We start from the raw sequence: 9,330 nt of genomic DNA on the forward strand, positions 1-9,330 counted from the left end.
TTCGGTTAGGTTAAAAGCCCAATTGCGTTGCGCTTGTCGCCGCATCGGGTAGGTGTCTGGCAAAGACAAGCAAGAAACGCCTTTGCAGCAAGCAATTTTGTCATGACACCTTTTTCACAGCCTTCCTTTTACCAGGGCGACCGCCACACCTACCGGCGCGTCGCCATCGTCGGCACGCTGTTTTGTCTCGCATTCGTGGTGGTCAGCTTTTCGCTGCGGCCGCAGGTCGAGGACACGCGCGTTGCGGTCAAGGCCGACCGGCTGGTGCGTACGGCGGGCCAGCCGGCGCATGCCAATTGAGGCGGCGCGCGCCAGAAAGAGTGGCGCACCCGATTAGCGCTCGTCGCTGTAGCTGCAATCGTCGGCCGGCGCGTGCGGACATGCGCTGCTGCGCGAGGCGAGCGCCAGGAACCCGGCATAGCCGGACAGGTTGAGCACCACTTCGAGCCATGCGGGCATGTCGGCCTCTTCCGTTCTGCGTGAAGAGAGTTCAACGTCCGCGCGCAATACCCGTTCCCTGCTCCTGCCGAATAGTAGCTCAAACCGGAGAGGAAGGGTCGAGGCGGCGGCCGAGGGTCGCAACGGATTCGCTCGACGGCTGCTCTTTCAGGAACTCGGCGATGGCCCGCGCCAGCTCGCGGTCACTCATCGGCGTCGGCGGCGGATGCAGCGCGCCGTTACCGAAGTTGCGCACGATCTCGTCGTAATGCCGATCGTCGGATCTGGGAACCAATTTACGGATACGGGCCAGCAAAGCGGATAGGGGCAAGTCTTCCTCCTCGGTCGTCCGCCCCGCTGGCAGCCATTGGCGTGTGCTGCCATCTGATCCCGTTAAACTGAAAAACCCCGCCGGCATCGGGAGATGCCGACGGGGTCTTCGTGCTGTCGCCTCAACCGGATGGCGGAGGCTCACGCACTTGGAGAGGCAATGCGCGCCCGGCGGTTTCGTTCCGGCGGCCTCTGCTTTTTGTTTGCAGCTGTGGTTCCACACCTGCGCGCAACTATCGCAGGCGCGGGTCGTTAATCCCGGCAAGACGCGAAGGAGGAGAGCATGAAGAAGACATTGGCAGTTCTGGCCACCGTCGCAGCCGTCGGCGTGACCGCAATTGCAGCCCCTGCGCCGGCCGAGGCACGCGGGCGCGGCATCGGCCCGGGCCTCGCATTTGGCCTCGCCGCCGGCGCGATCACCGCGGGCGCAGTCGCAGCATCCCCGTACGGCTATTACGGCCCGCGCTACGGCTATTATGACCGCCCCGCCTATTATTACGGGCCTAGCCCCTACGGCTATTACGGCGGCGGACCGTACCACCGGCACCATCACCACTGGCGCCATTGGTAGCACCCGACAAACGAAAAGCCCGGAGCGATGCTCCGGGCTTTTTTCATGCGCAATGATCAGAGGCGCGTTACGGCCAAAGCGAGGGCCGTTCGACTTTGCGGGCATTCTCCAGCGTCGACACGAAATACTCCTCGCGCTCGCGCTTGAATTTTTCCTGCGTGGCACGGAAGGCGGCGACACGGGCGGCGATCTCGTCGCGCTCACGGGCTTTGCGTTCTTCGTCTTCGGTCATGGCCATCCCCTCGGTTTACTATTGAACTCAAGCACTGCCGCCGCACCAGCTTGAGTCGCATTCACACATCCATTGATGCTCCCGAATGGGGCGTCAATGGGGAGGCGGCATTGCAGGATTGTGATATGCGAAGGCCGGAAAAAATTGCCGAGTGCATCGCGTTGGCGCTTGATAAGAGCGTCAATGATCTTGCCGCTTGCGCAGTGAGCTGCCAGGGCAAAAACGAATCGGGGGGCCGCGATTGATTGCATCGGATCTTCAAAGCGGCGTCGAACGGCTGGGCGACATGATCGCCGAGGCAAAGGTGATCGTGCCGTTCACCGGCGCCGGCATCTCGACCGAATGCGGCATTCCTGATTTTCGCTCGCCGGGCGGAATTTGGACGCGCTACCGTCCGATCGAGTTCGGCGAATTCGTCGCAAGCCAGTCGGCTCGCGACGAATCCTGGCGGCGCCGTTTCGCGATGGAGGAGGTGTTCGCGGCGGCGAAGCCCGGCCGTGGCCATCGCGCGCTGGCCTCGCTCTATCGCGCCGGCAAGGTTCCCGCCGTCATCACCCAGAACATCGACAATCTGCACCAGGCCTCAGGCTTCGCCGGCGAGCACGTGATTGAACTTCACGGCAACACCACTTATGCGCGTTGCATCGGATGCGGACAGGCTTATCCGCTCGACTGGGTGAAGCGCCGCTTCGACGAGGCCGGCGCCGCGCCCAACTGCACCGCCTGCGACGAGCCGGTGAAGACAGCCACGATCTCTTTCGGCCAGATGATGCCCGAGGACGAAATGCAGCGCGCGACCGCGCTGTCGCAAGCCTGCGACCTCTTCATCGCGATCGGTTCCTCGCTCGTGGTCTGGCCGGCGGCAGGCTTTCCGATGATGGCGAGGAACGCCGGTGCCCGTCTGGTGATCATCAATCGCGAGCCGACCGAGCAGGACGACATCGCCGACCTCGTCATCCGTCACGACATCGGCGAAGCGCTCGGGCCCTTTGTCGGCAATTGAGGCATCAATTTGATTCGCGGCTGTGCAAGCTGTTCATAGGTTCCGGCGAATCTCTTTTTTGTCTATGCCTCGCAACCGGGAGTGTTATCTTTTGAGTCGAAAGATTCGCGTCGCGTCCAATTGAGAACATTCTCTTAAGACGCGTGATTCGAGCGCCGCCGGTGTGGCGGGTTGCATGGCAGCGTGGGGTCCGGGGTTATGGGGTCGTCGGACGGATTTGAGTCCAAGAAGCTCGGGGTTCCCGGGCAGGGAGCATCGTCCGGGCGGGTCACGCCGGGCGATCATGGCGGTGCCGGCCGCGACAGCGGCCTCAATCCCTTCAGCGGGTTGGGCGAGGCCAGCGCCAACCTCGTCGAGGTCCACGGCGTCATCAAATGGTTCGACGCCTCCAAGGGCTACGGCTTCATCGTTCCCGACAATGGCTGGCCGGACGTGCTCCTGCACGTTACCGTGCTTAGGCGCGACGGTTTCCAGACCGCCTATGAGGGCGCCCGCATCGTCGTCGAGTGCATTCAGCGCGCCAAGGGTTACCAGGCGTTCCGCGTCGTCTCGATGGACGAATCGACCGCGATCCATCCGGCGCAGATGCTGCCGCCGCGCACCCATGTCACGGTCACCCCGACCAGCGGGCTGGAACGGGCCCAGGTCAAATGGTTCAACCGGCTGCGCGGCTTCGGCTTCCTGACCTGCGGCGAGGGTACGCCCGACATCTTCGTGCACATGGAGACACTGCGCCGCTTCGGCATGACCGAGCTCCGGCCCGGCCAGTATGTCCTGGTCCGCTTCGGGCCCGGCTCCAAGGGCATGATGGCGGCCGAGATCCATCCCGAGACCGGATCGCCGGGATTGCAGTCGCACTGAGCACGGTAAGACGTGCCGACCGGATCCGATCGAGCCTTCAGGTCCCGCAATCGTGAGCAGAGGCGCGCCGGCAGGCCGGCGCGCCTCTGGCTTTTCCGGCGACCGCCGCTTAAGGACTGACTCCAGTCCCACGCCTCGAGTGTCCCCCATGAATCCTGATCGAAAGGCCGTCTGGTCCGCTCTGAAGGGCTGGCTTGCCGCCATCCTCGTCGCCGCCGGCTGTGTCGTCGCCAGCGCGCCCGCCGGCGCCGCCAGCTTCCAGCCGCTGGAGATCGTCACCAGGAACGGCGTGCAGGTCTTCTCGGTGGAGATGGCAACGACCGCGGAAGAGAAAGAGACCGGCCTGATGTACCGCAAGGAGCTGGCGGACGGCAAAGGCATGCTGTTCGACTTCAATCCCGAGCAGGAGATCTCGATGTGGATGAAGAACACCTATGTCTCGCTCGACATGATCTTCATCAGCGCCAACGGGCGCATCCTGCGCATCGCCGAGAACACCGAGCCGCTGTCGACCAAGATCATCTCGTCCCGGGGGCCGGCCCGGGCCGTGCTGGAGGTGGTGGCCGGAACGGTGCAGAAATACGGCATCCGCGTCGGCGACCGCGTCGGTCACCCGCTGTTCGGCAGCAAATAGGGCGGGCAGGCGAGGGGCATTGGCGGCTTGCTGGCGCGAGTTTGTAAGCTTGCTGGCGCCTTTGGAAGCGTGTATCGACGGGGCTTAGCCGGACATTCGGGGTATAGCGCAGCCTGGTAGCGCGGCAGTTTTGGGTACTGCAGGTCGTTGGTTCGAATCCAGCTGCCCCGACCAGTCCCGAGGTTGAATCCCTTTCATTTCCTCGCGATTTTGGCTCCGCCTCAGGCGGCACCGCGCAAGGCGGGCTGCAAGCCAATGGCGAGGCGGCATCAGGCGCGGCGTCGAGCGAAGCCGGTCAGAATGACCAAGACGTCATCGAACCTTGCTGGCGTCGCCATAGACATATCGGTGTTGGGGATTTCAGCGCCCAACGTCTAAACGCAACGCCGCCAAGCGATGATATTCCGCTTGCGCGGCGTTGCGCTTTTCAGACGGCTTGTCAGATCCGGCCGGTCAGCCCGCGGCGTACCAGCCGGCGGGAAACGGCACCAAGGGCCAGATCGTCTGGTTGTCGTTGGCGGCTTTCGGTGGTTCCGGGGTAGCCGTCTCCGCGGCCGGCGCAGACCACGCCCAGCGCAGCACGACGCGCAAGCATGCATATTCCAAATTCATCGTGGTCGTCCCCGCCCGTCAATGATCTTCAAACATCCAACCCGTTACAAAGTTCGACGTCAGTTCAAAAATGCACCTGCGCGTAAGCCTGCGCTCGTTCTCAAATCACGTGCAATTCTAGAAGAGCCGGCTGCAGCATTCAACCGACCGCGCAGCTTCATCCCAAGAAGTAAGGTTGATCGGTTAGGTTAAAGCCGAGCGATTGTTGCGGCCGTTGTTCGGGCTGCTATCAGATCGAGCCCGGCTCGCGATGTGCTGCCCTCCATTCGTGCGATACCGATCACGGCTCGTCGCGGCACGCATCAGGTGAGTTCTGCGTCAGCGAGTTCTGCCCATGTCCTTCGATCGCAACCTCGAGACCGCCGGTCCGCAGTCGGGCTGGAACGAGATCTGGCACCTGTGGACCGTGATCGTGCCCCGCCGTTCGATCAATGGCCAGCTCGTGTACGGCAAGGTCTGGCGCCGCCATGACGGCCGCGATTGGATCTACAAGAAATTCACCGAGTTCGACAGCGAGGAAGCGGCCTGAAGCGCGATGAGCGGGATTGACCGCTCATCACGCCCAGGATTCGTGCTGAGGCCGAGTGGCGTAAGCTAGCCTATCCCTTTGCCTGTACGCGCGGCAGCGGCAGTTTGAAGTGACGTTTCGCATAGGCGACGATTTCGGCGTCCGAGGGATGATCGGCCGCTTCCACCGCCGCAATCCGCTTGGCGAGATCGGGAGCGTTCGTGCGGATGTAGCTTGCGAGCTCTGTCTTGGCGCTGGCCGGACCGATGATGAGGATCTCGCCGGCATCGGCAATGGCCTTGCTCACTTCGGTGTAGAACGCCTTGTCAGGGGAGGCATGGCCGCTGCCGACCACGTTGGCCTTGTGATGAAGGTGACGCGTCGCCAGGTGCGGATGCAGCGTGATTTCGTCGGAGCCGCTCAGGCCGAGATGGAAAATCCTGGCTTGCGAATGGTCGATCCATACCACGGCGTGAAAATGAGAGGGCATGTGCGTTTGGCCTTGTCCGAGGGAAGGCCGCCGACATTGGAGCGGCGGCGCGTGTCGTGACGACATTATGCCGGCCGGCGCAGCCCCCGGTTGACCCAGGTCAATCGATCGGCTCAAGCCGCCAGGGCGACCGCGCGCTCCGCGAACAGCGCGCCCCGAACGGCGGGGCGTCCCAGGCTCGGGCGCCTATGCCGCGCTTGCAGCCGGCTTGGGCGGCGGCTTCAGCGGCTTGTCCTGCTTCTTCGACCACGAGATGTAATAGGCCACCGTCGTCATGATCGCGATGCCGGCGACGCTGACGAAGATCTGCGCGAGCAGCGAGCCCGAGCTCATCGACAGCTCGAAATGGCCGACGAACGACAGGAACACGCCGACGCAGAACACGGCGAGCGATTGCTGGCCGCAGACGATCAGCGGATCGAACACCTTCCATTCGAGCCCCGGCCATTCCTTCGGCACGAAGCGGATCACCAGGATCACGATCACGACGAAGTGGATGAAACGGTAGGGCGCGAGGTTGGTCTTGTCGTTCGGGTTGAAGGCCGAGAACAGCCATTCCGGGAACATGCCGCCGAACGTGGGGAAGCGGCCCGCCATGGTCATGACCAGGGCGAACACGAGATAGCCGAGACAGAGATAGAGCGTGATCGGCGCGTTGATCAGCGTCATCGAGCGCCGCGCGCCGCCCAGCGCACACCAGGCGCCGAACACGAACAGCACCTGCCAGGCGTACGGGTTGAAGTACCACTGGCCGGCCGGATAGGCGTTCAGATTCCAGCCGAAGTGGCGCGCCGTCAGCCACAGCACGATCGCCAGCACCATCGTCAGATCGGGCTTGCGCAGCATGAACCACAGCACCGGCGGAAACAGGCCCATCAGCACGATGTAGAGCGGCAGCACGTCCAGATTGAGCGGCTTGAAGCGGAGGAAGAGGCCCTGGCGCAGCGTCTCGGTGGCGTTGTCGACGAGACCGGCGACGTTGAACTCGTTGATCATCTCGCTATCGCCGAAGCGCAGCGCCAGATAGCTGATCGAGGCGATATAGATCACGAACAGGATGATGTGGGCGACGTAGAGCTGCCAGACCCGCTTGGTCAGCCGGGTGGCCCCGACGATGAAGCCGCGCTCCAGCATCATCCGCGCATAGACGAAGGAGGCCGTATAGCCGGAGATGAAGACGAACAGGTCGGCGGCGTCGGAAAAGCCGTAATTGCGCGTCGTGATCCAGTTCACGACGTTGTCGGGGATGTGGTCGAGGAAGATCGCCCAGTTCGCGACGCCGCGAAACAGGTCGAGCCGGAGATCACGGCCCTTGTCGGGGAGGGTGGCGTTGACGTTCAGGAAGGCCATGCGAGGGCAGCTCTCGAAGGGGGCGGGCAGGCTGAGATCGGGGAGACAGTGCCGCCGGGCGGGATCCCGGCGCGGCAGGCGGGTACGCAATTGTCACGGTGCAGCATAATGACTATACCGGTCGCAGGGGCCACGGGGGCCGGAATCACCAAGCAGTTCCCAACCGGTTTTCTCTATACTATCCCTGAGGTTTGCACCAACTGCCACCCTGACGCATCGAAATCGAACGAAAGACGAAAAACGAGGCCCGGACCACCCATGACCGCACGCATTTTCAAGCCCGCCAAGAACGCGATGCAATCCGGCCGGTCCAAGACCAAGGAATGGCAGCTCGACTATGAGCCGGAGCAGCCGCGCGCGGTCGAGCCGCTGATGGGCTGGACCTCGTCGGGCGACATGAAGCAGCAGATCACGCTCCGCTTCCACAGCAAGGAGGAGGCTGTCGCCTATTGCGAGCGCAAGGGCATCGCCTACCAGGTCATCGAGCCGAAGGAATCGGTGCGGCGCCCGGTTGCCTATGCCGACAATTTCTCGTTCCGCCGCGGCGAGCCCTGGACGCATTGAGAGGCCATTCCTTTCGAAGTCACGTCATGCCCGGGCTTGTCCCGGGCATTTGCGTTGAGGGAGCCCGGCCGGGACCGGAGAGGTCCGGCCCTCTTGGCACCAAATCCGCCCCATGCTTCGCTGCCCCGTGTGACACGACCATAACGAGGGCAGGGGATGGCCGGGCGTGACCAGCTCGACAGCGTCGATCTGAAGATCTTATCCGAGCTGCAGCAGGACGGGCGCGTGCGCAACAACGAGCTGGCGCTACGCGTCGGGGTATCCGCGCCGAACTGCCTGCGGCGGCTGAAGTCGCTGTTCAGCCGCGGCGTGATCCGGGCGGTGCGCGCCGTGCTCGACGAGCGGCGGCTCGGCTATGAGGTGGTCTCGTTCGTCTCGATCCAGCTCGGCAGCCAGGCGCAGCCGGTGCTGGAGGCGTTCGAGAGCTCGATCGCCGCGATCCCGCGCATCCAGCAGTGCTGGCGGATTTCCGGCGACACGGACTATCTCCTGAAATGCGTGGCGCCGAGCGTCGAGAGCATGCGCCAGCAGCTATTGCATTTCGCGGCCATGCCCGACGTGAAGAATGTCCGCAGCTTCCCTGTGCTGGGCGTTGCCAAGGACGTGCCGCTGCCGCTGCAGGACGTCGCGGCGTCCTCCTAGCGATACCGTCCTCGAAACTCGCGGGGGCTCGCACCGGTCCAGGTGCGGAAAGCGCGGGAGAAGCTCTTCTCGTTGCGGAATCCGGCGATCTCCGCGATCCGCTTGATCGGCGTGCGGCCCCGCATCAGTTCCTGTTTTGCCAGCTCGAATTTTGCCTCTTCTTTGAGGTCGCGCAGCGAGGTGGCCTCCTCGCGCAGGCGGCGATGCATGGTGCGAGTGGAGAGCGCAAGCTCACTCGCGACATCCTCGGCGCCGAGGCTGCGCCCGCGCGCATTGCGCAGCACGCGGCGGACTCGCTCGACCAGCAGCCGGTCGCGCCGATAGGGCAGCACGGTCAGCCTGAGCGCGCCCTTGAGCATGTTGTCGAGATCGACGGCGCTGCGCGTCAGCGGCAGCGACAGATAATGCTTATCGAAGACGATTGCCGCGCGATCGGCATCGAAGCGGATGTTCCGGCAAAAGATGGTCGGATAGACCGAGACATGGCCGGGCTCGGCGTGCGGGAATTCGGCCGCGCGCAGCGCAATCCTGGAATCGACGGCCCAGCAGGAGAAGCCGAGCACGTAGCGGAGCAGCGTGACCAGGCAGAATTCGCGCAAATCGCCGAGATCGCGCAGCTCCCGGATCGAGACCTCCGCGGTCTCCTCGCCGACCTCGAGTTCGAGCAGCACGTCCTCGGTGAGAAGGCGGTGATGCCGGCACCAGCGCTTGAGCGCGAGCTCCAACGTCGGCGCCGTGATCGAGGCGCGGCACAGCATGCCGTAGGTGCCGAAGGGCAGGCGCCGCGAGAACCAGCCGAGCGCCTCGTCGTCGAGCTCGCGCATGGCATGGCCCGCCAGGGCCTCGAACTGGATGGCCGTGATCCGCCCGTCCGGAGAATTGACAAGGTCTGGCGCTATCTGAGCCCGCTGCAACGCTTCGGCCGGGTCCAGTCGGTAGCGCGCATAGGCGGCAACCACGCCGCGGACGAAGGCGGCCGGAGTGACGGCGCGGCGCGGGACCGCAGTTGCGGCTTGGAAGGGCATGAGGAAAATCCTCGCCAAGTTTGGCGGAAAATGCAACCTTTTCGACCGCAAGAGGGCCCTGACCTCGCTA

General features: G+C 63.9%; 14 protein-coding genes and 1 tRNA gene. 9 read left to right on the forward strand and 6 right to left on the reverse strand.

Annotated features, from left to right (window positions below; translation table 11 throughout):
• The first annotated feature begins 102 nt into the window (after nt 1-102).
• A complete protein-coding gene (locus DCM80_RS27550) occupies nt 103-300 on the forward strand; it encodes a hypothetical protein (protein ID WP_028136572.1) in 198 nt (65 codons plus the stop codon).
• 33 nt (nt 301-333) lie between these two features.
• Here the strand turns inward: DCM80_RS27550 and DCM80_RS27555 are convergent, their stop codons facing one another.
• Nucleotides 334-459, reverse strand: coding sequence for a hypothetical protein (locus DCM80_RS27555; RefSeq protein ID WP_257194580.1), 126 nt, complete (start codon nt 457-459; stop codon nt 334-336).
• Nucleotides 460-538: 79 nt separating this feature from the next.
• Nucleotides 539-769: a hypothetical protein gene (locus tag DCM80_RS27560; protein WP_028136571.1), complete on the reverse strand. Its 231-nt coding sequence runs from the start codon at nt 767-769 to the stop codon at nt 539-541.
• A gap of 282 nt (nt 770-1,051) precedes the next feature.
• Between DCM80_RS27560 and DCM80_RS27565 the strand changes: the two genes are divergently transcribed.
• Nucleotides 1,052-1,339, forward strand: a complete 288-nt coding sequence (locus DCM80_RS27565; protein WP_257194581.1) for a hypothetical protein — start codon at nt 1,052-1,054, stop codon at nt 1,337-1,339.
• Nucleotides 1,340-1,406: 67 nt separating this feature from the next.
• Here DCM80_RS27565 and DCM80_RS27570 read toward each other — a convergent pair whose 3' ends face one another.
• The gene (locus DCM80_RS27570) at nt 1,407-1,571 is read right to left on the reverse strand and encodes a hypothetical protein (RefSeq protein WP_162832225.1); all 165 of its coding nucleotides are present in this window, start codon (nt 1,569-1,571) and stop codon (nt 1,407-1,409) included.
• A gap of 241 nt (nt 1,572-1,812) precedes the next feature.
• Between DCM80_RS27570 and DCM80_RS27575 the strand changes: the two genes are divergently transcribed.
• From DCM80_RS27575 to DCM80_RS27595, 5 genes are all read left to right on the forward strand, one after another.
• The gene (locus tag DCM80_RS27575) at nt 1,813-2,574 is read left to right on the forward strand and encodes an NAD-dependent protein deacetylase (protein WP_257179622.1); all 762 of its coding nucleotides are present in this window, start codon (nt 1,813-1,815) and stop codon (nt 2,572-2,574) included.
• Between the two features lie 198 nt (nt 2,575-2,772).
• Complete coding sequence (locus tag DCM80_RS27580; protein ID WP_257194582.1) at nt 2,773-3,435, forward strand: cold-shock protein; 663 nt, start codon at nt 2,773-2,775, stop codon at nt 3,433-3,435.
• Between the two features lie 148 nt (nt 3,436-3,583).
• A complete protein-coding gene (locus tag DCM80_RS27585) occupies nt 3,584-4,069 on the forward strand; it encodes a DUF192 domain-containing protein (protein ID WP_257194583.1) in 486 nt (161 codons plus the stop codon).
• Between the two features lie 97 nt (nt 4,070-4,166).
• A tRNA-Pro gene (locus tag DCM80_RS27590) sits at nt 4,167-4,243 on the forward strand.
• A gap of 772 nt (nt 4,244-5,015) precedes the next feature.
• Nucleotides 5,016-5,210 carry a hypothetical protein gene (locus DCM80_RS27595; protein ID WP_257194584.1) on the forward strand — a complete coding sequence of 65 codons (195 nt, stop codon included), beginning with the start codon at nt 5,016-5,018 and terminating at the stop codon, nt 5,208-5,210.
• 70 nt (nt 5,211-5,280) lie between these two features.
• Here DCM80_RS27595 and DCM80_RS27600 read toward each other — a convergent pair whose 3' ends face one another.
• Both DCM80_RS27600 and DCM80_RS27605 read right to left on the reverse strand, forming a co-directional pair.
• Nucleotides 5,281-5,679: a translational machinery protein gene (locus tag DCM80_RS27600; RefSeq protein ID WP_257194585.1), complete on the reverse strand. Its 399-nt coding sequence runs from the start codon at nt 5,677-5,679 to the stop codon at nt 5,281-5,283.
• 186 nt (nt 5,680-5,865) lie between these two features.
• Complete coding sequence (locus DCM80_RS27605; protein ID WP_257194586.1) at nt 5,866-7,029, reverse strand: OpgC domain-containing protein; 1,164 nt, start codon at nt 7,027-7,029, stop codon at nt 5,866-5,868.
• 258 nt (nt 7,030-7,287) lie between these two features.
• Here DCM80_RS27605 and DCM80_RS27610 point away from each other — a divergent pair, with 258 nt between their 5' ends.
• Both DCM80_RS27610 and DCM80_RS27615 read left to right on the forward strand, forming a co-directional pair.
• Nucleotides 7,288-7,593, forward strand: a complete 306-nt coding sequence (locus tag DCM80_RS27610; protein ID WP_028136563.1) for an ETC complex I subunit — start codon at nt 7,288-7,290, stop codon at nt 7,591-7,593.
• Nucleotides 7,594-7,749: 156 nt separating this feature from the next.
• The gene (locus DCM80_RS27615) at nt 7,750-8,235 is read left to right on the forward strand and encodes an Lrp/AsnC family transcriptional regulator (protein ID WP_257194587.1); all 486 of its coding nucleotides are present in this window, start codon (nt 7,750-7,752) and stop codon (nt 8,233-8,235) included.
• On the opposite strand, the gene DCM80_RS27620 is transcribed toward DCM80_RS27615, so the two are convergent.
• Complete coding sequence (locus tag DCM80_RS27620; RefSeq protein ID WP_257194588.1) at nt 8,232-9,260, reverse strand: AraC family transcriptional regulator; 1,029 nt, start codon at nt 9,258-9,260, stop codon at nt 8,232-8,234. The two genes, DCM80_RS27615 and DCM80_RS27620, sit on opposite strands and share 4 nt — an antisense overlap.
• Between the last annotated feature and the right edge of the window lie 70 nt (nt 9,261-9,330).

Source organism: Bradyrhizobium sp. WBOS08, from assembly GCF_024585125.1.
Classification (GTDB): domain Bacteria; phylum Pseudomonadota; class Alphaproteobacteria; order Rhizobiales; family Xanthobacteraceae; genus Bradyrhizobium; species Bradyrhizobium japonicum_B.